Genomic DNA, 20,579 nt, shown 5'->3' with positions numbered 1-20,579 from the left:
TCCGCCGGTCAGACTGTCTGTCAGCCCGCCCGCTGAACCCGCTTAGCGGGCGGGCTGCGTTTTGCGTCAGGGCCCTCGCCCTGCAGGGGTGTGTTGGATGAATAAGCTGGTTTTCTCGACGACAGCGGTGTGGCCAAGGACCCTTGGCCGCCTTCTGCTGGCTGTTCCGGGCGGTTACCTGTTCACCTACAGCGTGACCGCAGCTCTGGCCCGGTTGCTGCTGCTGGAGCGGGTCGATGCACTGATCAGCGCGACGCTGCTGTCGTTTGCGGTCTACACCTTGTTTGTGCTTTGGGTATTTGCCCGCCCGTTGCGGCGCGCGCTCTGGGCGCTGCCGGTGACGCTGGTATTGCTGCTGATCGGCTTTGGCCCGCACTGGTTTGCAGGGGGGGAGGTATGAGTCGCCAACCCTCATTGACCCAGTCTATGTCTGCGTTGCACACCTGGGCCGGCCTGGTGCTGGGCTGGTTGCTGTTTGCGATCTTTCTGACCGGTACGCTGGCGGTGTTTGATCGGGAGCTGAACTGGTGGATGCAACCGGAACTGCAGGACCGGCAGGTCGATCAGGCCAGTGCCGTGCAGGTTGCCCAGCGCTGGCTGGAAGCCAACCATCCGGCGGCGAGTGCCTGGAATATCGGCCTGCCGACGGCGCGTGATCCCTCGCTGAGCGTCTCGGCGGGTGAGCAGCGGCGTGGTCAGCGTACGCTGATTGATGCCGAAAGTGGCGAGCAGGTGGAACCGCGTGAGACGGTGGGTGGCAGCTTTTTCTTCCGTTTCCATTACACCCTGCATATGCCGCGCGTTATCGGCATCTGGGTAGTCGGCTTTGCTGCCATGGCGATGCTGGTGGCAATTATCAGCGGCATCATCATCCACAAGAAGATCTTCAAGGACTTCTTTACCTTCCGCCCGGGCAAGGGTCAGCGCAGCTGGCTGGATGGTCACAACGCCAGCGCCGTGCTGCTGTTGCCGTTCCATCTGATGATTACCTACACCGGTCTGGTGATCTTCTTCCTGATCTACATGCCGGCCGCAACCGATGCGCTGTACAACGGCGATCGCGATGCGCTGCTGCGCGAGCTGCGCCCGGGTGTCCAGCAGCAACAGGGCGCGGCGCGCGGGGGCGAGGGCGGTCGGCCATCGCGTGAGGTGCCGGCGGCGAGCGCCGCCATGCTGCCGCTGGAGCAGTTCATTGCCCTGGGCGAAGCCCATTACGGTGCCGGCATGCTGTCCTCTCTGTCGGTCAGTCAACCGGGCCGCGTCAATGCGCGGGTCGAGGTGCGGCCGCTGCTTGGCAGTCGGCTGGAGTTGACCAAGGGCGAGGCGCTGGCCTTCAACGCGATCACCGGCGAGCTGCTGCGCGCGCCGCCGCCGACTCGCACCAGTCTGCTGGTGCAGAAAGTCATGGCGGGGCTGCACTTTGCTCAGTTTGGTGGTTACTCGATGCGCTGGCTGTATTTCATCTGTGGTCTGGTCAGCAGTGCCATGACCGCCAGTGGACTGGTGCTGTATACCGTCAAGCGGCGACGGCAGCCTGCGGCACAGGGCGTCTGGCTGCGTCAGGTGGAGTGGCTCAATCTGGCGTGCGTGGGTGGACTGATGCTGGCCTGCGTGGCGCTGCTGTGGGCCAACCGCCTGTTGCCGGCGGATCTGGCCGAGCGTGAGGGTTGGGAGCTGCGGGTGTTCTTCGGCGTCTGGTTGCTGGCGCTGGTGCATGCGCGGTTGCGCGCGCCGTTGCGTGGGTGGGCAGAGCAACTGGCAGTGGGTGCGTTGCTGCTGCTGGGCTTGCCGCTGCTGGATCTGCAAACCGCGCTTGCCGTGCCTGACGGTATACGACTGGGGGTCGATTTGACCGGGCTTGGGCTCGGAGCCTTGCTGGCGCTGGCGGCGTGGAAAGTGGCAAAGCGGCCGGCGGCAACGGTTCGGGCTGCCCGACGAGCGCCTGCCGCGATGGCGGAGGTGCAGTCATGAGCGCCAGCCTGTTGTGTCTGGCCCTGAGTGCCAGCTACGCCGGTATGCTGGCGCTGTGTCTGGGCACGGAGCGGCACTGGAAGCAACTGGCCGCAGCGGCGCCGCTGAGTTTGCGAGCCTGGTGCCGCCCGCTGGGCGTGTTGCTGCTGTTGCTGGCACTGCTGCTGAGTCTGCAGATCTGGCCAGCCAGCATGGCGCTGGTCGGCTGGCTGGGCATGCTGTCGCTGTGCGGCCTGGTTCTGTTACTGCTGTTGCCCTATGCGCCAAGGTTGGCGCTAGGCTTGCCACTGCTGGGCGTGCTGCTGGCGCCAGTGTTCATGCTGGGGTGAGTTCAGCCGGGGCGGTGCATGCGAAACAGCGCGCCCGTCTCGACGCGGAAGTAATCGGCCGGGCCACCGCCGCGCAGAATCGGCTCGGCGGCAGCGGTCTGGTAGACACCGTCGACCAGCAGGCGGCGGTCGATATGCACGCCAATGACTTCGCCGAGCACCAGCCAGGTATTGAGTGCATCACCCGCCGCGCTCTGCAGCTGGATGATCTGGGTCTTGCGGCATTCGAAGGCGACCGGGCTTTCGGCTACCCGGGGCACGTCGATCTGGCGTGACGGCAAGGGCGTCAGGCCGGCCAGGGCAAACTCGTCGACCTCGGGCGCTACCGCCGCGCAGCTCTGGTTCATCGCCTCGGCCAGTGGCAGGGTGGCCAGATTCCAGACGAACTCGCCGGTCTGCTCGATATTGCTCAGGCTGTCCTTGTGGCCAATGCTGGCAAAGCCGATGATCGGCGGTATGTAATTGAACGCATTGAAAAAACTGTAGGGAGCGAGGTTCAGGATACCGTCGCTGCTGCGGCTGCTGATCCAGCCGATCGGGCGGGGGCCAACGATGGAATTGAACGGGTCGTGGGCCAGCCCGTGGCCCTGCGCGGGTTCATAGTAGTAGCTGTTGTCCTGCATGTTGCCCCCATCCGGTTATCTGATTGGTTGCCTGCCATTGCAGCGCGCCGTGGCGGCGCGCGCAAGGGGTGGCTGTGGATCAGTAGCGTTCCAGCCAGTGGGCATAGGGTGCCGGCATGACCCAGGATGGGCGCTCCACCTTCAGTTCGCGGGCGGCGTGGTAGGCCCAGTGCGGGTTGGCCAGATGCGCCTTGCCGACCATGACCAGATCCAGTTGACCGTCCTGTACTGCTTTCTCGGCGATATGCGGCTCGCCAAAGCCCCAGGCCGAGGAGACCGGCACGCCGGCTTCATCACGCACGCGCTTGGCAATCGGGCCCATGAACGCCGGAGCCCAGGGGATTTTGGCGGTCGGGATATTAAATCCCATGCTGACGCTCATCATGTCCATGCCGGCGGCCTTGAAGCGGCGGGTGAGGTCAATCGACTCGGTCATGGTCTGCTCGTCATTGCCGTCGAACTCGATGACGCCAAAGCGGATGGTCAGTGGCAGATGTTCCGGCCAGACTTCGCGCACGGCGGCCAGGGTTTCCAGCAGGAAGCGGCCGCGGTTATCGGCGCTGCCGCCGTAAGCGTCGGTGCGCTGGTTGGCGTGCGGTGAGAAGAAGCTTTGGGCCAGATAGCCGTGGGCGAAGTGCAGTTCCAGCCACTCGAAGCCGACTGCCAGGGCGCGGCGTGCGGCCGCAACGAAATCGGCCTTGACCCGCTCGATGTCCTGCAGGGTCATTGCTTCGGGAACTTTCGGCAGGTGTGCGCCGAAGGGGATGGCCGATGGGGCGATGGTCTGCCAGCCGTTGGCCGCGTCATTGGGGATATGGTCGTCGCCTTCCCAGGGGCGGTTGGCGCTGGCCTTGCGCCCGGCGTGGGCAATCTGGATGCCCGGCACCGCGCCATTGGCCTTGATGCCGCGCACCACCGGGACGAACGCTTCGGCCAGCTGGTCGTTCCAGATACCGGCGCAGCCGGGGGTGATGCGGCCTTCCGGTGAGACGGCGGTGGCCTCGACGATCACCAGACCGGCGCCGCCACGGGCCTGACTGGTGTAATTGGCGAGGTGCCATTCATTGATCAGGCCGTCGTTGGCCGAGTACTGACACATTGGCGGGACCGCGATGCGGTTGCGCAGGGATACGTCCTTGAGAGTAAAGGGTTGAAACAGGGCTGACATGGATAACCTCCGACAGCAGGATTGGAATATGGCTTGATTCAATAGTTCGATAATATTGGAACTATGGATCGGAAGTAAACCTCTGTGTATGATCTTTGTCCATGCGACCGTTCAAACACCCCCCTGCCAGCGACCTGATTCTCGAGCGTGTGCTCTACGCCCTGAGTGATCCGGTGCGACTGGAAATTGTCCAGCGTCTGGCCGAAGTCAGTGAGGCCAGCTGTGGCGAGCTTGATGGCGGTCGACCGAAGTCGAGCATGTCGCATCATTTCCGCGTGTTGCGCGATGCCGGGCTGGTCATGACCAAGAGTGTCGGCACGACTCACATGAATTCGCTGCGCCGGTCCGATCTGGACGCGCGCTTCCCCGGCCTGCTGGACGCAATTCTCGCCCAGCGCAGCTGATTCTTTACCGGATCGCCGGCAGCGGCTATCGTTATGGTCTGGTGGCATGGAGCCATCTTTCAGGAGTCAGGGATGCCTCGTCGTCAAAGTAGTACTCCCCTCGAACAGGCCGTGCTGGTCCGTCACCTCGTGCCGTGGTGGCTCTACCTGCTGCTGGCCGCATTTTGCTGGCTCGGGCTGCGGGCCATCGCCCAGTGGGCGCTTCCTTCCAGCCGTATCGGTGATGGCTCGGCTACCTTGCTGCACAGCTTTGCGCTGGTCGGTCAGGTGTTGCTGCCGCTGGCATTGCTGTGTGCCGGCGTCGCTGACCTGTTCAACCGGGTGTCCTGGCGGCGGCGGCTGGATCGGCTGCGACAGGAACGGGCGGCTGACTCGCTGCTGGAGCAGCTCAGCTGGCAGGAAATGCGTGATCTGATTGAGCTGACCCTGGAGACCGAGGGATATGAGCCGGTGATTGGTCCCATCTCGGGTAGCGATCTGCTGCTGCAGCGACAGGAGCAGAAAGTGCTGTTGGTCACCGAGCATTGGCGCGATCCCGTGCTGGAGCCCGCGCAACTGGAGCGAGCCGTCGACCGCGCCGACCGGGTGGATGCCGAGGGTGTGATCCTGGTCTGTGGCGGACGAATCGGTGCGCCCGCGCCCGCTGCTGCACGGCGACGCGGCATTCGTCTTATTGATCGGGGGCTGATGCTGCAATGGTTGTCGCAGAGCGAGACGACGGCGGGCCGGCAGCCTGACTGAGCAGCGCGACCGCCTTGATTTGAGCCCACAGCGTCTGGCCCGGGTGCAGCTCCAGCTGGTCAGCGGAGAAGCGGGTTACCCTGGCCAGCAGGGGCTGACCCTGAACATCCAGCCTGACGAGTACCTGAGCGGCATCGGCAATGGTTTCGACGGCGCAAACGGTTGCCGGCAAGCGGTTGAGCATGCTGCTGTGCTGCGGTTGCTCCAGCACCAGACTGACGTCCCGAGCCTGCACCGCTACCCGCACCCGCGTCCCCGGCGGCAGTTCGCCATGGATAACATGCAAGTGCTCGTCGCCAGCCAGCCGCAGGCTGAGCAACTGATAGGCTGAGCGGTAGCCGCTGACCACGCCTTCAAGCACGACACGAGCGTCGTCGCTGTGTGCCAATGGCAGATCCAGACGGGGCAGCAGCGCCTGCAGCGGGCCGCTGGCCTGCATCCGACCGTTGTTCAGCAGCACCAGGTGGTCGGCCAGTCTGGCGACCTCGTCCGGCGCGTGACTGACATACAGCAGCGGAATCTCCAGCTCGGCGTGCAATCGCTCCAGATACGGCAGGATCTCGGCCTTGCGTTGCGGGTCGAGGGCGGTCAGCGGCTCGTCCATCAGCAGCAGCCCAGGGCTGCCAAGCAGGGCCCGGGCAATACCGACGCGCTGGCGCTCGCCGCCGGACAGCCCGGCGATGTCACGTTTCAGCAAGTGGCCGATACCCAGCAGTTCAACGATCTGCGCAACCTGTCCTGCGTCTGCCGGGGTGCGGCTGCGGCGCCGGCCGTAGTCGAGGTTGCCCTGCACATCGAGGTGTGGGAACAGGCTGGCCTCCTGAAAAACGTAGCCGAGTGCGCGCTGGTGGGGCGGCAGCCAGACAGCGTGCCCGCTGTCCTGCCAGCTGATGCCGTTGACCTCGATTCGCGCCTCGGCCGCCCGCTCCAGACCGGCGACGCAGCGCAGCAGCGTGGTCTTGCCGGAGCCGGAGGGGCCGACGATGGCGGTGACGCCGCGACCGGGCAGGGTCAGGTCCAGATCGAGGGTGAAGTCGGCCAGCCGCTGTTTCAGCTGCAGACGAATCATGCGCGGGCCCCCGGCATGACGCTCGGGCGGCCGCGCCGGTTGAGCAGCAGCAGAATCAGAAACGAGCAGATCAGGACGCCGCCGGCTAGCCAGTGGGCACTGGCGTAGTCCATTGCCTCGACGTGATTGAAAATCTGCACCGAGACCACCCGGGTGCGCTCGGGAATGTTGCCGCCAATCATCAGCACTACGCCGAACTCGCCAAGGGTGTGGGCAAAGCCGAGCACGCTGGCAGTAATGATGCCGGGGCGGGCCAGCGGCAGGGCGATGGTGAAAAAACGGTCCAGCGGGCTGGCACCGAGGGTTGCTGCCACTTCGAGGGGGCGCTTGCCGATGGCTTCAAAGGCGTTCTGAATCGGTTGCACCACAAAGGGCATGGAGTAGCACACCGAGCCGATCACCAGTCCGCTGAAGCTGAAGGCGAGGGTGCCGAGACCCATTTTTTGGGTTAGTGCACCAAGCGGACCGTTCGGCCCCATCGCGACCAGCAGATAAAAGCCGATCACCGTCGGCGGCAGCACCAGCGGCAGGGCAACCAGCGCGCCGATCGGCCCCTTGAGTCGTGAGCGGGTATGCGCCAGCCACCAGGCCAGCGGCGTGCCGACCAGCAGTAACAGCACGGTGGTCAGCGCCGCCAGCTTGAGCGTCAGCCAGATGGCGGCGAGGTCGGCACTGTCCAGCGGTAGACTCATGCTCAGAGCCCGTAGCCGTAACTACGGATGATTGCGGCGGCGCGTTCGCCTTTGAGGTAGCTCAGCAGTGCTGCCGCTGCCGGGTTGTCGGCGCCCTTGTCGAGCAGCACGGCGTCCTGATGGATTGGCTCATATAGCTCTGCCGGCAGCTGCCACGCCGAGCCAGTGGTGATCTCGCCGTTGCGGTAGACCTGTGAGAGCGCAACGAAGCCAAGCTCGGCATTGCCGCTGGCGACAAATTGATAGGTCTGGCCGATGCTCTGGCCCTCGACCAGCGTGTGTGCCAGCGCCGCGCTCAGCCCCAGCCGCTGCATGACCTGTTTGGCGGCCAGCCCATAAGGGGCGGTTTTCGGGTTGGCGATGGCCAGGTGCTGGAAGCTACCGCTGCGCAGCAGTTGCTCGCCATCGCTGATCAGGCTGGCGTCAGCCGACCACAGCGCCAGCGCGCCGGTGGCGTAGGTGAAGCGCGTACCGGTGACCGCGAGGCCGTCCTGCTCGATACGCGCCGGCGTCGTGGCATCGGCAGCCAGGAAAACCTCGAACGGCGCGCCGTGGCTGATCTGGGCGTACAGTTGGCCGGTCGAGCCGAAGGCGGCGACGACGCGGTTTCCGGTGTCCTGCTCGAATGCCTGGGCAATCTCCTGCATCGGCGCGGTAAAGTTGGCGGCGACCGCGACCTGCACCTCGTCGGCCAGCGCCAGCGGGTTGACACTCAGGCAGGCGATGGCGGTGATGAGCAGCGGCAGACGCATGGAATCTCCTTGGCAGTGGACGGCGACTGACCGTTATATTATTCGTTATATAGCGTTTGGCAACGGGTCGCAGGTAATGAAACTTGAAGGACAGGTCTGGTTTTCCCATCAGGGTCGCCCGCTGGCGGGGCAGGATCGCATCGAGCTGCTGGTCTGCATCAGCGAAACCGGCTCTATCAGCAAGGCGGCCAGCGCGGCGGGCATGAGCTACAAGACGGCGTGGGACGCGGTCGATGCGATGAACAAGGCGTCTGGCAGCCCGCTGGTAGAGCGCTCGGTTGGCGGACGTGGCGGCGGTGGTACGCGGCTGACCGGGGCTGGCGAACAGTTGGTCGCGGCGTTTCGGCGCTATCAGCAGGAGCACGCGGCTTTCCTGCAACGGCTCAGCGAAGACGACAGCCTCGACCCCTACCTGCAGGTGATGAACCGGCTGCGCCTGCGTACCAGCGCGCGCAATCAGCTGTTTGCCCGGGTTGCCGCCCTGCGTCCGGACGGATTGAACACGCGGGTGGAGTTGACCCTCGATGGTGGCCATGCGCTTATGACGGTGATCACGCGTAACAGCGGTGAACGGCTTGGATTGTGCGAGGGTGCGGAGGTATTTGCGCTGATCAAGGCGCCCTGGGTAAAGCTGGCGGGCGACGTGATGTCTGGTAACCGACTGACCGCTACGGTAGTGGGCCGGGAGCAGGTTGGCGATCAGCTGGCGCTGGAGGCAGAGCTGCCCGGTGGCGTACTGCTGGTGGCCTCACTGGTTGATGATCTGTCTGTGCCGGGGCTTGGCGAATCGATAACCCTGTGGATTGACCCTGAACAGATCATCCTCTGCGCACTATAGTGCTTGTATCCCGTTGGCCAAGGAGTCAGCCGATGACCACGCCCAAGCAAGGCAAAACCGAATCCGCCGCGGCAGGCGCAGTGCCTGGCACCCATCACTTTCGCTTTCACCGACCGAACATGCATCTGGACTCGGTATTCGGTGATGGCTGGTTTGCCCTGCGTGCCGAAGCCTTTGCCCGCTTCTTCGGTACTCCGGTGTTTCTGATCGCGCAGACCCTGATCGTCGCGCTGTGGATCACCATCAACGTTTCCGATCTGGTCAGTTTTGACCGTTACCCGTTTATTCTGCTGAACCTGGCGTTCAGTTTGCAGGCGGCCTACGCTGCGCCCCTGATCCTGCTGGCGCAGACCCGTCAGGCAGACCGTGACAAGGCATCGGCGCAGGCTGATGCATTGCACCGTGAGGCCCTTGCCGAGGCCAGTGAGCAGCGCGCCGCCCACGCCGCCGAGCAGACCGAGCAACTGCTGCTGTTACTTGAGCAAAACACCCGGCTGACCGAGACCGTTCACCAGCTGAGTCAGCGTATCGAAACCCTGACCAGCGAGATTCACCGCGGGGTTTGTCAGCGTCCTGCTCAACCGTGACGGCGTGGCAGTCGCAGCACCAGCAGGCCCAGCAGCAACCCCCAGAAGGCACTGCCGATGCCCCATAGCGCCAGCCCTGATGCGGTCACCAGAAAGGTCAGAAAGGCTGCCTCGCGTTGCTGATCATCGTGCAGTGCGGTAGCCAGCGCGTTGCCGATGGTGCCAAGCAGTGCCAGACCGGCAATCGCCATCACCAGCGCCTGCGGGAAGGCGGCGAACAGACTGGCGACGGTCGCGCCAAACAATCCGGTCAGCAGATAGAAAAAGCCACCCCAGGCACTGGCGCGAAAGCGCTGGGCTGGGTCCGGGTCGGCATCTTTACCGGCGCAGATTGCAGCGCTGATCGCGGCCAGGTTGAAGGTGTAACCGCCAAAGGGCGCCAGCAGCAGGCCGGTGATGCCGGTGGTGGTCATCAGCGGCGAGGCGGGCAACTGATAGCCATTGGCGCGCAGTACTGCCATGCCCGGCACGTTCTGCGACGCCATGGTGACGATAAACAGCGGAATGCCGACCCCGAGCAATGCCGGAACCGACAGCGCCGGGGTTGTCCAGACCGGCTGAGCCAGTGACCACTCCAGCTGCTCCAAGTGTAATTGTCCAGCCAAGGCGGCAACCAGCACGCCGACCAGCAGAGTCAATGGAATCACATAGCGCGGGAACAACAGCTTTCCGGCCAGGTAGCAGGCCAGCATCAGACCAACCAGCAGGGTTTGCTCCTGCAGTGCGCCAAACAGGTTGAGCCCGAACGGCAGCAGCACGCCGGCCAGCATGGCGCCGGCCAGCGGCGCGGGAATCAGTCGCATGATGCGATCGAACCAGCCGAGCAGACCGCACAGAGTGATCAGCACGGCATTGAACAGAAACACCCCAATGGCCTCGTTCAGGCTGAACCCGGGCAGCCCGGTAGCCAGCAGCGCGCCGCCGGGGGTACTCCAGGCGATCAGCACCGGGGCGCGAAAGCGCAGCGAGAGGCCGATGCTGGTAACGGCCATGCCGATGCCCAATGCCCACAACCATGAGCTGATCTGGTCCGGCGAGGCGCCGGCCGCCGCGGCGGCCTGAAAGATGATCACTGCCGAGCTGGTGTACCCCACCAGCACGGCGATAAAACCGGCGGCAATGTGGGACGGGTTGAACCAGGCCTTCAGCATGTGGCGATCCTCAATCGGCGGGTTGTGCGTTATAGCGCACGGTTGGCCGATCTTAGCATCGTGCGCTATAACGCACAAAGGGAAGTTGCTATGCTGTGCGACCCTCAACTTAGTGGACCTGTGATGCAGGAAATCAGCCAGTACCTCGCCGATACCCTCAGGCAGCTGCGCACTGACCGTGGCTGGAGTCTGGACCGTGCGGCGACCGAATGTGGCGTCAGCAAGGCGATGCTCGGCCAGATCGAGCGCGGCGAATCCAGTCCGACGGTGGCGACACTGTGGAAGATTGCCTCGGGCTTTGGTACGTCGCTGTCGAGCTTTATCGAGCCACCGCCGGCCGAGCAACGTGGCGTTACCCTGCGCAGTGCCGACACCCTGCGCCAGCGCCCGGCCGCCGATGCCATGCTGATTGCACCGCTGTTTCCGTTTGATGCGCGCTACGGCTTTGAGCTGTTCGAGCTGACCCTGTTGCCGGGTTATGAGCGGCTGTCAGAGCCGCACAGTGAAGGCGTCGTTGAGCATGTAATCGTGGTGCGCGGGGTCATGGAGCTGCTGGTGCGGGGCGTCTGGCAGCAACTGAAAGAAGGTGAGGCGGTGCGCTTCGCCGCGGATCAGCCGCACGGTTATCGCAACGCGGGCACCGAGCCCGCGGTATTTCATGATTTGATCTACTACCCGCCTCAGTCGCGGTAGAACACCTGCACCAGGTGGTAGCCGAACTGGCTCTTGACCGGGCCGTGCACCACTTTCAGCGGCTTCTTGAAGATGATCTGGTCGATGGCGCGAACCATCTGACCGGGACGTACCTCGCCCAGATCGCCGCCGCGCTTCTTCGACGGGCAGGTCGAATATTTCTTTGCCAGCACATCGAAGGCTTCACCGGCGGCGATGCGTTTCTTCAGCGCGGCGGCTTCGGCTTCGGTCTTGACCAGAATATGGCGGGCCATGGCGACGGGCATGACGGGGGTCCTCTCGGTTCAGCGGGATTCGTACCAGGGGCGGCTACGGTTGATGATACCGACCAGCCAGAGCATCAATGGTACTTCAATCAGCACGCCGACGACCGTTGCCAGTGCGGCGCCGGAGTTGAACCCGTACAGCGCGATGGCTACCGCGACGGCCAGCTCAAAGAAATTGGAGGCGCCAATCAGGGTCGAGGGTGCCGCCACGTCATGGCGTACCCCAAAGCGCCGGTTCAGGCCGTAGCCGAGCGCGGCGATAAACAGCGTCTGCAGCAGAATCGGGATGGCCAGCAGGGCAATCACCAGTGGTTGCTGCACCAGCGCCTCGCCCTGAAACGAGAACAGCAGCACCAGCGTCGCCAGCAGCGCACCCATCGACAAGGGTGCAATGGCGCTCAGCGCCTGCTCCAGCGCCGCCTTGCCGCGGCGCAGCAGCAGGTAGCGGGCGGCCTGGGCAACGGCCAGCGGCAGCACGATATACAGGCCGACCGACAGCAGCAGGGTATCCCAGGGCACGACGATATCGCTGACGCCGAGCAGCAGCGCGACGATCGGCGCAAAGGCGACCACCATCACCGCGTCGTTCAAAGCCACCTGACTCAGGGTGAACTGCGGGTTGCCGCGGCACAGGTTGCTCCAGACAAACACCATTGCCGTGCAGGGCGCAGCACCCAGCAGGATCAGACCTGCGACGTAGTGATCGAGCTGCTCGGCCGGCAGCCAGCCGGCAAACAGATGACGAATGAACAGCCAGGCAAACAGCGCCATCGAGAAGGGTTTTACCGCCCAGTTCACCAGCAGGGTGATGGCAATGCCGCGGGTCTGCTGCCGCACTTCGCCGAGCGCGGCGAAATCGACCTTCATCAGCATCGGGATGATCATCACCCAGATCAGCAGACCGACCGGCAGGTTGACGTTGGCCACGCTGAGCGAGCCGAGCGCCTGAATGGGGGCCGGCAGCAGCACGCCGAGCAGGGTGCCCAAGGCGATACAGAGGGCAACCCAGAGCGTCAGGTAACGTTCAAAGCGGCCCATGGGTGAGGGTTGGCGGGTGGATTCAGCGCTGCTGTGCATGGGCGGACCTTGTCTGGTGTCACGAAATATTCACTTTCCCGTATATACGGAATTTCATATATATTGCCCGCAGGCTGATGGTACAAGTGAATTTTATGTTGAATGACCCTTTGACGCCGCCGGCACTGTTCAAGGCGCTGGCCGATGATACCCGTGCCCGCATCTGCGCGCTGCTGGTCGACAGCCCGGAACTCTGCGTCTGCGAGCTGACCGGCGCGCTGGCCCTGTCGCAGCCGAAGATATCCCGGCATCTGGCGTCGCTGCGCAAGCTGAATGTGCTGATGGATGAGCGGCGCGGGCAGTGGGTCTATTACCGGCTGCACCCGGATTTGCCGGCTTGGGCGGGCGAGGTGGTCAGACAGGCCGCGCACAGCCAGCCGGGCTGGCTGGAGGCTGAGCGGGCCCGTTTGGCGGGCGCTGCGGCCACCTGCTGTGAGCCGCCCACGCGCCGCTGAGCCGCGCCAGGGACTATTCTGAGAACAAGGGCCCGCCGCAATCGGTGCGGGTCAACCGGAGGGACGCAACATGACCATCAAGGTAGGTATCAACGGCTTTGGCCGCATCGGTAAACTGGCGCTGCGCGCCGCCTGGGACTGGCCCGACCTGGAGTTTGTGCAGATCAACGACCCGGGCGGCGATCCGGCAACCCACGCCCATCTGCTCAACTTCGACTCGGTACACGGGCGCTGGCAGCACGAGGCACAGGCCGATGGTGATGCGATTGTCATTGCGGGCCGCCGGCTGCCGCTCACTCGCAACCGGGCGATTGCCGATACCGACTGGTCGGGCTGCGATCTGGTGATCGAGGCCAGCGGCGTCAACAAGACCCGCGCTGCGCTGCAACCCTATCTGGATCAGGGCGTACGCCGCGTGGTGGTGAGCGCGCCGGTCAAGGAGCCGGGCGTGCTGAATATTGTGCTGGGCGTCAACGATCAGCTGTTCGACCCGGCCGCGCACCCGATTGTGACCGCCGCCTCCTGCACCACCAACTGCCTGGCCCCGGTGGTCAAGGTGATCCACGAGGCACTGGGCATTCGTCACGGCTCGATCACCACCATTCACGACCTGACCAACACCCAGAGCATTCTCGATCAGCCGCACAAGGATATGCGTCGCGCCCGTGCCTGCGGCATGAGCCTGATCCCGACCAGCACCGGCTCGGCAACCGCGATTGCTGAAATCTTCCCCGAGCTGCGCGGCAAGCTGAACGGCCACGCGGTACGGGTGCCGCTGGCCAACGCTTCGCTGACCGATTGTGTGTTCGAGGTCGAGCGTGCGACCACGGTTGATGAGGTCAACGCGCTGTTCAAGGCCGCCGCCGCGGGCCCGCTGGCGGGGATTCTCGGTTACGAGGAGCGGCCGCTGGTGTCGATCGATTACCGTACCGATCCGCGCTCCTCGATCATCGACGCGCTCAGCACCATGGTGGTCAACGGCACCCAGGTGAAGATTTACAGCTGGTACGACAACGAGTGGGGCTACAGCAACCGCCTGGTCGAGCTGGCGCGCAAGGTGGGGCAGGCGGGCAATTGATGCGGCGACTGATGCAGTTGCCGGCGGAGGTTCGACAGTATCTGGTGGTTACCGGCAACTACTGGAGCTTCACTCTCACCGACGGGGCGCTGCGCATGCTGGTGGTGTTGCACTTCCACCAGCTCGGCTACAGCCCGCTGCAGATCGCCGGATTGTTCCTGTTCTACGAATTCTTCGGTGTGGTGACCAACCTGCTTGGTGGCTGGCTGGGTGCGCGGATCGGGTTGAACCGCACCATGAATATCGGCCTGGCGTTGCAGGTGCTGGCGCTCGGCATGCTGGCGGTGCCGACCGGCTGGCTCACGGTGGGCTGGGTGATGGCGGCGCAGGCGCTGTCGGGCATCGCCAAGGACCTGAACAAGATGAGCGCCAAGAGCGCGGTCAAGCTGCTGCTGCCAGACGAACAGCAGGGCGCGCTGTACCGTTGGGTGGCACTGCTGACCGGCTCGAAGAACGCGCTCAAGGGCGTTGGCTTCTTCCTTGGCGCGGGGCTGCTGGCGCTGCTCGGATTCCGTGGTGCGGTGCTGGCGATGGCCATCGCGCTGGCGCTGGTCTGGCTTCTGAGCTTGCGCCTGCTGCGCCGCGATCTGGGCCGCGCCAAGGGCAAACCCAAGTTTCGTGACCTGCTGTCCAAGAGCCGGGCGATCAACCTGCTGTCGGCCGCTCGGCTATGCCTGTTTGCCTCGCGTGACGTCTGGTTTGTGGTCGCCCTGCCGGTCTATCTGTCGGCGGTATTTGGCTGGGATGTCTGGTCGGTGGGTGCCTTTATGGCGCTCTGGGTAATTGGTTACGGCGTGGTGCAGGCCCGCGCACCAGCCGTGACCGGGCGCGGCAGTGGTCACCAGCCGGGCGGACGCGCAGCGGCTGGTTGGGCGCTGGCGCTGGCCGTGGTGCCGGCGCTGATTGCGCTTGGGTTGATGCTGGATGGGCAATCGCGCTGGGCGCTGCTCGGCGGCTTGCTGGTGTTTGGCGTGGTGTTCGCGCTCAATTCGGCGCTGCACAGTTACCTGATCGTATCCTGGGCTGCGCGCGATGCGGTGTCGCTGGATGTAGGGTTTTACTACATGTCCAATGCAGCGGGGCGGTTACTTGGCACCTTGTTGTCCGGCTGGATCTATCAGCAGTACGGGCTGGTGGCCTGCCTCTGGCTGTCGGCGGTGCTGGTACTGGCAGCCGGTCTGATTTCGCTGGCGCTGCCTGAGGCGGCTACTCGCCCAGCTCGCTGCGACTAGCCTTGTTCGACAGGCGCAGGCCGCGCAGGCTGCGCTTGACGCTCTTGAGGTGGTTGACCAACTCCGGGCCGCGGCGCATGGCCATGCCCATCGCCAGCACATCAATGACCACCAGATGGGCGATGCGTGACGACAGCGGCGTGTAGATATCGGTGTCTTCGGGCACGTCGATCGGGATGTGCACCTGGCCGAGTTCGGCCAGCGGCGTTCGGCTCGGGCACAGGCTGATCAGGGTTGCGCCGGTTTCCACCACCAGACTGGCCGAATGCAGCAGGTCCTTGGTGCGTCCGGTCTGCGAGATCGCGACCGCCACATCTTCCGGGCCCAGGGTCACGGCAGACATGGCCTGCATGTGCGGGTCGGAATAGGCGGCGGTGGAGACCAGCAGGCGGAAGAACTTGTGCTGGGCATCGCTGGCCACGGCGCCGGAGGCTCCAAAGCCGTAAAACTCTACGCGGCGGGCGTGGGTCAGGGCGCTGATGGCCTGTTCGATGGCGGCAGGATCAAGGCGTTCGCGCACATCCATCAGGGTGGCCAGGGTGGTGTCAAAGATCTTGTGCGACAGGGTGTCGACGCTGTCGTCCTCGCTGATCGAGAACTGCCCGAAACTGGCACCGGCGGCGAGGCTCTGGGCCAGTTTCAGCTTGAGATCCTGAAATCCGCTGCAGCCAATTGCCCGGCAGAAGCGTACGATGGTGGGCTCGCTGACGCCGACCTGCTGCGACAGGTCGGCCATCGATGAGTGCATCACCTGCGCGGCCTGCGCGATGACAAAATCGGCGACCTTCAGCTCGGACTTTCTGAGCTGGTCACGGTGGGCAGCGATGTGCTGGAGCATGTTCATGATGGCATGATGTCTGGCAGCGAATGAGGGGCAGCTTGGCTGCCGTATCTGGGATAGTTCGATCACCCGTGGTGTAGTAATGCTTGTAGTTATACTACAAAAACGGCCGGGGTGTGGCGGGCAGGAGGATTTGACGTGGCTCGGGCGGGAATCAGGTGTGACATGGTGGTGTTCGGCGGCACCGGCGATCTGGCCATGCGCAAGTTGCTGCCAGCGCTCTATTACCTGCATCGCGACGGTCATCTGCACCCGGAGACGCGGATTCTGGCGCTGGCCCGCGCCGAGCACAGCCTTGAAAGCTATCGCAAGCTGGTCAAGCGCCATGTTGGTCAGCATGTCTCACGCCGCGATTTTGACCAAAGCGTCTGGGAGGTGTTCGCCGAGCGCCTGGACTACCTGTCGCTGGATGTCAGCCAGCGGGTGGCCTTTCCGCGGCTGACCAAGGTTCTCAAGCCTGGCACCGGTCGGGTTCGGGTGTTTTATCTGGCGACCCTGCCGAATCTGTTTGCGCCCACAGTTCAGCACCTGGCCTCGGTTGGCCTGGTAGACGAGCATGCCCGCGTGGTGCTGGAAAAGCCGCTGGGCGAGAGCCTGCAGACGGCGAACATGATCAACGAGCAGATAGGCCAGGTGTTTGATGAGTCGCGGGTGTTCCGGATCGACCACTACCTCGGCAAGGAAGCGGTACAGAATCTGCTGGCGCTGCGTTTTGGCAACGCCCTGTTCGAGCCGTTGTGGCGCAATGCGCATATCGACCATGTGCAGATCAGCGTGCTGGAAAGTGTCGGCGTGGAAAATCGTGGTGACTATTACGACCGCGCCGGGGCGATGCGTGACATGGTGCAGAACCACCTCTTGCAACTGCTCTGCCTGGTGGCCATGGAAGCGCCGGTGCATTTCGAGCCTGAGGCGGTGCGCAACGAGAAGCTGAAGATTCTCGAGGCGCTGCGGCCGATTACCGGTATGGACGTCCAGGACCGCACCGTACGTGGCCAGTATGCTGCCGGTGAGCATGCCGGCGAGCGGCTGCCGGCCTACTACTTCGAGAAAAGTGTCGACCACGACAGCAACACCGAGACCTTTGTTGCCCTGCAGGTCGAGATCGACAACTGGCGCTGGGCCGGTGTGCCGTTTTACCTGCGCACGGGCAAGTGCATGGCGCAGCGCAAGTCCGAAATTGTTATCCAGTTCAAACCGGTGCCGCACAAGCTGTTCCCGCAGCATGGTGACAGCCCGGAAAATAACCGGCTGACCATCAGCCTGCAGCCGGATGAGGGTATTCGTCTGTCGCTGATGGCCAAGTCGCCCGGCCGCGGGATGGGATTGCAGGAAGTGGAGCTGGACCTGAACTTCGACGAGGCCTTTACCCGTCGCCGCTGGGACGCCTACGAGCGGCTGCTGCTGGATGTCATCGAAGGGGACGCTACCCTGTTCATGCGGCGTGACGAAATCGGTGCCGCCTGGCGCTGGGTTGATCCGATCATCGACGGCTGGCGTGACTGCTATCGGTCACCCAAGCGTTACCCCGCTGGCAGCTGGGGCCCGGAAGCGGCCGACAGCCTGCTCGAGCGGCGCGGTCACCGCTGGCTGGACCAGCGCTAGGCGGGCGTCAGCGTCCGAGCGTATCGAGCAGGTCACGGGCGGGCTGGCTCTGCTCCAGCAGGGTGGTAAAGGCCTCGGCGTCGATCGGCCGGCTGATCAGGTAGCCCTGGACATCATCGCAGCCGTTTTCCTTGAGGAACTGCAGCTGGGCCTCGGTCTCCACGCCCTCTGCCACGACCTGCAGCGACAGGCTGTGGGCCATGGCAATCACGGCGCGAACAATGGCATCGTCGCCGGGCGCGTCGTTAAGCGCTGCGATGAAGGCCCGGTCGATCTTCAGGGTGCTGATCGGGAAACGCTTGAGGTAGGCCAGTGACGAATAGCCGGTGCCGAAGTCATCGACCGACAGGCTGACACCCAGCGCCTGCAGTGCGTTGATATTGTCGACGATCGCCTCGCTGTGCTCGGCCAGCATGCTTTCGGTCAACTCCAGCTCCAGCAGACGGGCCGGCAGGTTATGGCGTTCCAGCGCCTGTCGGACGCGGCTGGCAAAACCCTCCTGACGCAGCTGCTGAACCGACAGGTTGACCGATACGACGACCGACGCCGGACCCTGATGGCACCAGCGGCTGGCCTGTGCGCAGGCTGCATTCAGCACCTGCTCGCCCAGGGCGACGATCAGACCGGTCTCCTCGGCGATACTGATGAAGTCGCCCGGCATCATTATTCCGCGTATCGGATGCTGCCAGCGCACCAGGGCTTCGGCGCTGCGGATGCGATCGCTGGCCAGGTGCAGTTTCGGCTGGAAATGCACCATCAACTGCTGTTCGTCGATGGCCTTGCGCAGCTGGTTTTCCAGCTGCAGGCGGTCAAGGCTGTAAGCGCGCAGCTGGCGCGTGTAGAACTGCCAGCGGTTGCCGCCCAGGTGCTTGGCGTGTTGCATTGCCTGGTTGGCCTGGGTAATCAGCTGCAGGCTGTCGCGTGCGGTTGCCGGGAACAGGCTGATGCCAATGGACGCGGTGACCACCAGTTCGTGCTCGGCGATCAGCATGGGCTGGCTCAGGCGCTCAAGGATCTGGTCGGCCAGCGCTCCGAGGGCATCGCTGCAGTCGGCCTGCTCAACGATGACGACAAACTCGTCAGCGGACAGCCGCGCCAGGCCGTGTGTGTCGCCCAGCAGTGCGCTCAGCCGGTGGGCAACTTCCTGCAGCAGGGCATCGGCTACGGCATGGCCCAGTGTCACGTTGATGTGCTTGAAACGATCCAGATCGATGTGCAGCAGGGCCAGCTGGCTGTCGTTCTGCCGGGCGCGGGCAGTGGCTTCCTGCAGGTTCTCGCTGAAGCGGCGACGGTTGGCCAGCTGGGTGAGCGGGTCGTAGTTGGTCAGGTACTGCAGCTGCTCCTCGGTCTGCCGGTGGGTGGTCAGATCGGCGAAGAACCCGACATAGTGGGTAATCTGCGCCGCGGCGTTGCGTACCACGGTCATCTGCAGCCAGATTGGAAAGGACTCACCGCTGCGGCGACGGGCGGTCATTTCTCCCTGCCAGCGGTCCTTGCTGTTGAGCATGCTCTGCAGGTGCAAAAACTGCTGGCGCAGCTCATCCGACCCGCTGAGCTCGAGTATGTTGCGGCCCACGGCATCCTGCTGCTGCAGGCCGGTAATCACGCTGTAGGCCTGGTTTACTGCCAGGATGTCCAGCGCCGGGCTAAGAATGAAGATACCTTCGCTGGAGGCTTCGAATACCGTCGCCGAGAGCTGGGCCTGCTCATCCTGCAACTTGCGGGCGCTGATGTCGCGGCGGGTACCGATCATCCGCAGAACCCGGCCGTCGGGGTCGCGCTCTACCGCGCGACCGCTGTCCTCGACCCAGAGCCAGTGACCATCGGCGTGGCGCACCCGGTATTCCATGCGGTAGGCGACGGTCTTGTTCTTCATGTGCTGGGCGAGGGTCTTGCGTACCATGGTTACGTCGGCCGGGTGAACCAGCGGGCGCAGGTCCTCCAGCATGCTGGGCACGGCATCCTCGGGCATGCCGAACAGCGGCTTGAGGCGCGAGTGATAGACCTTGTCGGTGGTCAGGTCCCAGTCCCACAGCCCCAGCTGGCTGGCTTCCATGGCCAGGCTCAGCTGTGCCTCGCTGGCGCGCAGGTTATGGGTGGCCGCTTCCAGCTCCGCGGTACGCTGCCTGACCCGTTCCTCCAGCTCCATGTGGCTGTCGCGCAGCGACTGCTCGGCCTGCCGGCGCTGGGCAATCTCGCGGGTCAGTTGCTGGTTCAGCTCTTCGGTTCGCTGGTGCGCGCTGCCCAGATTGGCCAGCAGGGTTTCATTGCGCAGGTTGGTGATCATCGCCTGACGCATGGTGCGATGGATCAACGCGGCGGTCAGCACGATGAACACCAGCATCAGGCCCGACATTATCGCCCAGTTCTGGCTGCTTGCGCTGCCGTCGTGCAGCAGCCACACCAGCGGCGGTAACCAGGCCGGCAGCAGAAACGAGGCAAAGGCACTGAAACGGGTGGCGTAGAGCACACCGACACACAGGCTGACGCCGCCGGCGATACCGTACATCAGCGTCTGCTGGGCGAAATTGTCGAGTGGTGTCAGCGCGATGTAGACCCAGCTCAGGCACAGGCCCGACGCCAGATTGCCGAGATGAAAGAAAAAGCTCCAGCGACGGCGCAGGCGGTCCTGGGAGGGGGTCTGCCAGTAGCGGCGAACCAGCATCTGGCGCAACAACGCCAGCAACACCAGGGCTCCCAGCCAACTGAACAGATTCAGCGCGGATGCCTGGTTCCAGACAAGGGGCGTGACCATCAGCGCAGTGCACAGCAACAGCCACTGCGGTAGCCGTGACTGGGCGTACAGCTGGTTCATCTGCTGCAGGCGCAGATCACTGTGCGAGATGGGGCTGAACGTGGCTCGGCTGCCAGTCATGGCTGTTTTGCGCTCCGTTGGCCCGTGATTGTTATTGTTATCATGCGTGCTACGTCGGGTGTTACTGTCGGATCAGGCTCATCACCTTACACCAGCCCTGCCGTTCGGCACAGTCCCTCGGTCGCAAAATAT

At 64.1% G+C, this 20,579-nt stretch carries 21 protein-coding genes and 1 pseudogene; 12 read left to right on the top strand and 10 right to left on the bottom strand.

Going from position 1 to position 20,579, the window contains the following annotated elements; genetic code table 11:
* Window positions 1-97 precede the first annotated feature (97 nt).
* The 3 genes from ACZ5WQ_RS13665 to ACZ5WQ_RS13655 are packed head-to-tail and all read left to right on the top strand — an operon-like array spanning window position 98 to window position 2,300.
* Entirely contained in the window at window positions 98-400 is a 303-nt protein-coding gene (locus tag ACZ5WQ_RS13665; RefSeq protein ID WP_464382479.1) for an iron transporter, read from the top strand.
* Complete coding sequence (locus tag ACZ5WQ_RS13660) at window positions 397-1,971, top strand: PepSY-associated TM helix domain-containing protein (protein ID WP_464382478.1); 1,575 nt, start codon at window positions 397-399, stop codon at window positions 1,969-1,971. The genes ACZ5WQ_RS13665 and ACZ5WQ_RS13660 overlap by 4 nt, the downstream gene beginning before the upstream one ends.
* On the top strand, window positions 1,968-2,300 hold the full coding sequence (locus tag ACZ5WQ_RS13655) for a DUF3325 family protein (protein WP_338212473.1): 333 nt from the start codon (window positions 1,968-1,970) through the stop codon (window positions 2,298-2,300). The genes ACZ5WQ_RS13660 and ACZ5WQ_RS13655 overlap by 4 nt, the downstream gene beginning before the upstream one ends.
* A 2-nt stretch (window positions 2,301-2,302) precedes the next feature.
* Here the strand turns inward: ACZ5WQ_RS13655 and ACZ5WQ_RS13650 are convergent, their stop codons facing one another.
* Together ACZ5WQ_RS13650 and ACZ5WQ_RS13645 are read right to left on the bottom strand one after the other, a co-directional pair.
* Window positions 2,303-2,923 (bottom strand): flavin reductase family protein, encoded by a 621-nt coding sequence (locus tag ACZ5WQ_RS13650; protein ID WP_464382477.1) that lies wholly within the window; start codon window positions 2,921-2,923, stop codon window positions 2,303-2,305.
* Window positions 2,924-3,002: 79 nt separating this feature from the next.
* Window positions 3,003-4,091, bottom strand: coding sequence for an NADH:flavin oxidoreductase/NADH oxidase (locus tag ACZ5WQ_RS13645; protein WP_233048559.1), 1,089 nt, complete (start codon window positions 4,089-4,091; stop codon window positions 3,003-3,005).
* A gap of 101 nt (window positions 4,092-4,192) precedes the next feature.
* Between ACZ5WQ_RS13645 and ACZ5WQ_RS13640 the strand changes: the two genes are divergently transcribed.
* Together ACZ5WQ_RS13640 and ACZ5WQ_RS13635 are read left to right on the top strand one after the other, a co-directional pair.
* The gene (locus ACZ5WQ_RS13640) at window positions 4,193-4,495 is read left to right on the top strand and encodes an ArsR/SmtB family transcription factor (protein WP_088275839.1); all 303 of its coding nucleotides are present in this window, start codon (window positions 4,193-4,195) and stop codon (window positions 4,493-4,495) included.
* A gap of 33 nt (window positions 4,496-4,528) precedes the next feature.
* The gene (locus ACZ5WQ_RS13635; protein WP_464382476.1) at window positions 4,529-5,236 is read left to right on the top strand and encodes a restriction endonuclease; all 708 of its coding nucleotides are present in this window, start codon (window positions 4,529-4,531) and stop codon (window positions 5,234-5,236) included.
* Here the strand turns inward: ACZ5WQ_RS13635 and modC are convergent.
* The 3 genes and pseudogenes from modC to modA form a co-directional block, all read right to left on the bottom strand.
* Window positions 5,232-6,305: pseudogene (gene modC, locus ACZ5WQ_RS13630) on the bottom strand (molybdenum ABC transporter ATP-binding protein); the annotation flags it as partial. The gene ACZ5WQ_RS13635 and the pseudogene modC overlap by 5 nt on opposite strands.
* On the bottom strand, window positions 6,302-6,997 hold the full coding sequence (gene modB, locus ACZ5WQ_RS13625) for a molybdate ABC transporter permease subunit (RefSeq protein WP_269688392.1): 696 nt from the start codon (window positions 6,995-6,997) through the stop codon (window positions 6,302-6,304). The pseudogene modC and the gene modB, both read right to left, overlap by 4 nt.
* A gap of 2 nt (window positions 6,998-6,999) precedes the next feature.
* A complete protein-coding gene (gene modA / locus ACZ5WQ_RS13620; protein ID WP_269688393.1) occupies window positions 7,000-7,749 on the bottom strand; it encodes a molybdate ABC transporter substrate-binding protein in 750 nt (249 codons plus the stop codon).
* Window positions 7,750-7,825: 76 nt separating this feature from the next.
* On the opposite strand from modA, the gene ACZ5WQ_RS13615 reads away from it, so the two are divergent.
* Window positions 7,826-8,587, top strand: a complete 762-nt coding sequence (locus tag ACZ5WQ_RS13615; RefSeq protein WP_464382475.1) for a TOBE domain-containing protein — start codon at window positions 7,826-7,828, stop codon at window positions 8,585-8,587.
* Between the two features lie 32 nt (window positions 8,588-8,619).
* Window positions 8,620-9,174 (top strand): DUF1003 domain-containing protein, encoded by a 555-nt coding sequence (locus tag ACZ5WQ_RS13610; RefSeq protein ID WP_088275833.1) that lies wholly within the window; start codon window positions 8,620-8,622, stop codon window positions 9,172-9,174.
* Here ACZ5WQ_RS13610 and ACZ5WQ_RS13605 read toward each other — a convergent pair.
* On the bottom strand, window positions 9,165-10,325 hold the full coding sequence (locus ACZ5WQ_RS13605) for a benzoate/H(+) symporter BenE family transporter (protein WP_233048555.1): 1,161 nt from the start codon (window positions 10,323-10,325) through the stop codon (window positions 9,165-9,167). The two genes, ACZ5WQ_RS13610 and ACZ5WQ_RS13605, sit on opposite strands and share 10 nt — an antisense overlap.
* 123 nt (window positions 10,326-10,448) lie before the next feature.
* On the opposite strand from ACZ5WQ_RS13605, the gene ACZ5WQ_RS13600 reads away from it, so the two are divergent.
* Window positions 10,449-11,018, top strand: a complete 570-nt coding sequence (locus tag ACZ5WQ_RS13600) for a helix-turn-helix domain-containing protein (protein WP_233048554.1) — start codon at window positions 10,449-10,451, stop codon at window positions 11,016-11,018.
* Here ACZ5WQ_RS13600 and ACZ5WQ_RS13595 read toward each other — a convergent pair.
* Together ACZ5WQ_RS13595 and arsB are read right to left on the bottom strand one after the other, a co-directional pair.
* Window positions 11,006-11,284, bottom strand: coding sequence for a peptidylprolyl isomerase (locus ACZ5WQ_RS13595; RefSeq protein ID WP_083723822.1), 279 nt, complete (start codon window positions 11,282-11,284; stop codon window positions 11,006-11,008). The genes ACZ5WQ_RS13600 and ACZ5WQ_RS13595 overlap by 13 nt on opposite strands.
* Window positions 11,285-11,302: 18 nt before the next feature.
* The gene (gene arsB / locus ACZ5WQ_RS13590) at window positions 11,303-12,361 is read right to left on the bottom strand and encodes an ACR3 family arsenite efflux transporter (RefSeq protein ID WP_464382474.1); all 1,059 of its coding nucleotides are present in this window, start codon (window positions 12,359-12,361) and stop codon (window positions 11,303-11,305) included.
* Window positions 12,362-12,459: 98 nt separating this feature from the next.
* On the opposite strand from arsB, the gene ACZ5WQ_RS13585 reads away from it, so the two are divergent.
* The 3 genes from ACZ5WQ_RS13585 to arsJ all read left to right on the top strand — a co-directional run bounded on the left by ACZ5WQ_RS13585 (window position 12,460) and on the right by arsJ (window position 15,126).
* Entirely contained in the window at window positions 12,460-12,816 is a 357-nt protein-coding gene (locus ACZ5WQ_RS13585) for a metalloregulator ArsR/SmtB family transcription factor (RefSeq protein WP_269688673.1), read from the top strand.
* A 70-nt stretch (window positions 12,817-12,886) separates the two neighbouring features.
* Entirely contained in the window at window positions 12,887-13,894 is a 1,008-nt protein-coding gene (locus ACZ5WQ_RS13580; protein WP_228245975.1) for an ArsJ-associated glyceraldehyde-3-phosphate dehydrogenase, read from the top strand.
* On the top strand, window positions 13,894-15,126 hold the full coding sequence (gene arsJ / locus ACZ5WQ_RS13575; RefSeq protein ID WP_269688396.1) for an organoarsenical effux MFS transporter ArsJ: 1,233 nt from the start codon (window positions 13,894-13,896) through the stop codon (window positions 15,124-15,126). The genes ACZ5WQ_RS13580 and arsJ overlap by 1 nt, the downstream gene beginning before the upstream one ends.
* Here arsJ and hexR read toward each other — a convergent pair.
* The gene (gene hexR, locus ACZ5WQ_RS13570; RefSeq protein WP_088275824.1) at window positions 15,101-15,970 is read right to left on the bottom strand and encodes a transcriptional regulator HexR; all 870 of its coding nucleotides are present in this window, start codon (window positions 15,968-15,970) and stop codon (window positions 15,101-15,103) included. The genes arsJ and hexR overlap by 26 nt on opposite strands.
* Window positions 15,971-16,132: 162 nt before the next feature.
* On the opposite strand from hexR, the gene zwf reads away from it, so the two are divergent.
* Window positions 16,133-17,572 carry a glucose-6-phosphate dehydrogenase gene (gene zwf / locus ACZ5WQ_RS13565; RefSeq protein WP_088275823.1) on the top strand — a complete coding sequence of 480 codons (1,440 nt, stop codon included), beginning with the start codon at window positions 16,133-16,135 and terminating at the stop codon, window positions 17,570-17,572.
* A gap of 7 nt (window positions 17,573-17,579) precedes the next feature.
* Here zwf and ACZ5WQ_RS13560 read toward each other — a convergent pair whose 3' ends face one another.
* Window positions 17,580-20,447 (bottom strand): putative bifunctional diguanylate cyclase/phosphodiesterase, encoded by a 2,868-nt coding sequence (locus tag ACZ5WQ_RS13560; protein WP_464382473.1) that lies wholly within the window; start codon window positions 20,445-20,447, stop codon window positions 17,580-17,582.
* Between the last annotated feature and the right edge of the window lie 132 nt (window positions 20,448-20,579).

This window comes from Halopseudomonas sp. T1L2 (assembly GCF_055397385.1).
The sequence above is the reverse complement of the archived record's forward strand: the minus strand, read 5'-3'. Positions and strand labels throughout refer to the sequence as shown.

Excerpts from the sequence above, each read along its gene's own strand:
- ACZ5WQ_RS13665 (WP_464382479.1), top strand. The coding sequence starts at position 98 with ATGAATAAGCTGGTTTTCTCGACGACAGCGGTGTGGCCAAGGACCCTT.
- ACZ5WQ_RS13660 (WP_464382478.1), top strand. The coding sequence starts at position 397 with ATGAGTCGCCAACCCTCATTGACCCAGTCTATGTCTGCGTTGCACACC.
- ACZ5WQ_RS13655 (WP_338212473.1), top strand. The coding sequence starts at position 1,968 with ATGAGCGCCAGCCTGTTGTGTCTGGCCCTGAGTGCCAGCTACGCCGGT.
- ACZ5WQ_RS13650 (WP_464382477.1), bottom strand. The coding sequence starts at position 2,923 with ATGCAGGACAACAGCTACTACTATGAACCCGCGCAGGGCCACGGGCTG.
- ACZ5WQ_RS13645 (WP_233048559.1), bottom strand. The coding sequence starts at position 4,091 with ATGTCAGCCCTGTTTCAACCCTTTACTCTCAAGGACGTATCCCTGCGC.
- ACZ5WQ_RS13640 (WP_088275839.1), top strand. The coding sequence starts at position 4,193 with ATGCGACCGTTCAAACACCCCCCTGCCAGCGACCTGATTCTCGAGCGT.
- ACZ5WQ_RS13635 (WP_464382476.1), top strand. The coding sequence starts at position 4,529 with ATGGTCTGGTGGCATGGAGCCATCTTTCAGGAGTCAGGGATGCCTCGT.
- modB (WP_269688392.1), bottom strand. The coding sequence starts at position 6,997 with ATGAGTCTACCGCTGGACAGTGCCGACCTCGCCGCCATCTGGCTGACG.
- modA (WP_269688393.1), bottom strand. The coding sequence starts at position 7,749 with ATGCGTCTGCCGCTGCTCATCACCGCCATCGCCTGCCTGAGTGTCAAC.
- ACZ5WQ_RS13615 (WP_464382475.1), top strand. The coding sequence starts at position 7,826 with ATGAAACTTGAAGGACAGGTCTGGTTTTCCCATCAGGGTCGCCCGCTG.
- ACZ5WQ_RS13610 (WP_088275833.1), top strand. The coding sequence starts at position 8,620 with ATGACCACGCCCAAGCAAGGCAAAACCGAATCCGCCGCGGCAGGCGCA.
- ACZ5WQ_RS13605 (WP_233048555.1), bottom strand. The coding sequence starts at position 10,325 with ATGCTGAAGGCCTGGTTCAACCCGTCCCACATTGCCGCCGGTTTTATC.
- ACZ5WQ_RS13600 (WP_233048554.1), top strand. The coding sequence starts at position 10,449 with ATGCAGGAAATCAGCCAGTACCTCGCCGATACCCTCAGGCAGCTGCGC.
- ACZ5WQ_RS13595 (WP_083723822.1), bottom strand. The coding sequence starts at position 11,284 with ATGCCCGTCGCCATGGCCCGCCATATTCTGGTCAAGACCGAAGCCGAA.
- arsB (WP_464382474.1), bottom strand. The coding sequence starts at position 12,361 with ATGCACAGCAGCGCTGAATCCACCCGCCAACCCTCACCCATGGGCCGC.
- ACZ5WQ_RS13580 (WP_228245975.1), top strand. The coding sequence starts at position 12,887 with ATGACCATCAAGGTAGGTATCAACGGCTTTGGCCGCATCGGTAAACTG.
- arsJ (WP_269688396.1), top strand. The coding sequence starts at position 13,894 with ATGCGGCGACTGATGCAGTTGCCGGCGGAGGTTCGACAGTATCTGGTG.
- hexR (WP_088275824.1), bottom strand. The coding sequence starts at position 15,970 with ATGAACATGCTCCAGCACATCGCTGCCCACCGTGACCAGCTCAGAAAG.
- zwf (WP_088275823.1), top strand. The coding sequence starts at position 16,133 with ATGGTGGTGTTCGGCGGCACCGGCGATCTGGCCATGCGCAAGTTGCTG.
- ACZ5WQ_RS13560 (WP_464382473.1), bottom strand. The coding sequence starts at position 20,447 with ATGACTGGCAGCCGAGCCACGTTCAGCCCCATCTCGCACAGTGATCTG.